Origin of the sequence: Sphingomonas sp., from assembly GCF_035910975.1 — a bacterium.
In the GTDB taxonomy this organism is placed as follows: Bacteria; Pseudomonadota; Alphaproteobacteria; order Sphingomonadales; family Sphingomonadaceae; genus Sphingomonas.
Map to the genome: position 1 here is coordinate 1 of NZ_JAMHWM010000025.1, position 1,228 is coordinate 1,228.

Annotated in this window: 2 protein-coding genes; both read left to right on the forward strand. The window is 69.6% G+C overall.

Annotated elements, in window-relative coordinates:
• On the forward strand, positions 1–916 hold a 916-nt coding region (locus VYI76_RS04550; protein WP_443018898.1), incomplete at its 5' end, for a recombination directionality factor.
• 89 nt (positions 917–1,005) lie between these two features.
• On the forward strand, positions 1,006–1,228 hold a 223-nt coding region (locus tag VYI76_RS04555), incomplete at its 3' end, for a hypothetical protein (RefSeq protein WP_326523588.1).

The following is a 1,228-nucleotide window of genomic DNA, read 5'->3' on the forward strand; positions in this document are numbered from 1 at the left end:
CATGAGCCACGCCCCCGTGCCCGTGGTCAGCGGGACGCGCCGGGCCATCCGCGTCTGGGGCGGCCGCAAGACCATGCGCCGCGCCGACAACGGCGGCCTGTGCGATCCCGAATCCTGCGCCGAATACCAGGACCGAAAGTGCAACCTGTCGGGGCGGTTCATCTTCTTCATCCCCGGGATCAAGTCGATCAGCGCCTTCGAACTGCCGACCAACAGCTTCTACGCGATGAACGCCGCGATCCAGAAGTTCCAGACCATCGGCTTCATGCGGGGCGGCCGCATCTCGGGCTTCCTGGACGGCAGGCACACGCCGTTCTACCTGACCAAGCGGCTGGTCGAGGTGCCCAGGATCGACGAGGAGGGCCGGCCGGTGCGCACTTCGCAGTGGCTGATCGAACTCGAGGCGCCGGTCGACGTCGCGGCGCTGCTGCGGCCTGACGAAGGACTGGACGGCGCCGAGGCACGGGCTGCCGAGGCCCTGAACGTACTCGAGGGCGAGCCTGCGGACCGCCGCTTCGCTGGCGGATCGGTGGTCGGCGACGATGGCGTGATCGACGCGTCCGCATCCTCACCTCGGGCTGCACCGGCATACGGACCGGCACCCGATCGTGCCGCGACGCCGGCCTCGCATGGCGGTCCCGGCAGGGCAGCCATGCCGGCCAGCGGCGCCCGGCCCGCAGCGCAGCGCGAGCAGGCGGGCAACGGCGGCGACGAGGCTGCAAGGGTGGCACAGGCCGCCGCGGCGCTGGGTGTCATGGCCGAGCGTTTCGAGCGCTACGCCGACAAACGCTGGGGTCGCGGCTGGAAGATGAACGCGAACGGCCGCAAGCGGGCGCTCGACGAGGTCACCGGATTCGCCGACGACGGCGAGGGGTTCCGGGCCAAGGTCGATGCCGAGCTCGATGTCTTCAGCTGAATCCGAAGGCGCCGTCTTGATCGGGCGATGCGGCGCGCGACGATGGCTTCCCGACCAATCACTGATCGAAGCTACAGCGAGGTGACTCCATGATCCGGATCGCGCAGTTTTCCGACCTGCACTACAGCGAGAAGAACCTTGCCGAGGCCGACCGCTGCTTCGGCTTTGCGGTGGACGAGGCCATCCGGCGCGGCGCCGAAGTCGCGGTCATCTCGGGCGACTCGACCGACCACGCGCTCGACGTGCACAGCCCGGCGGTCGAACGCCTGGCGCGCCAGGTGCGCCGGCTGGCGGATCACTGTCCGGTGCTGA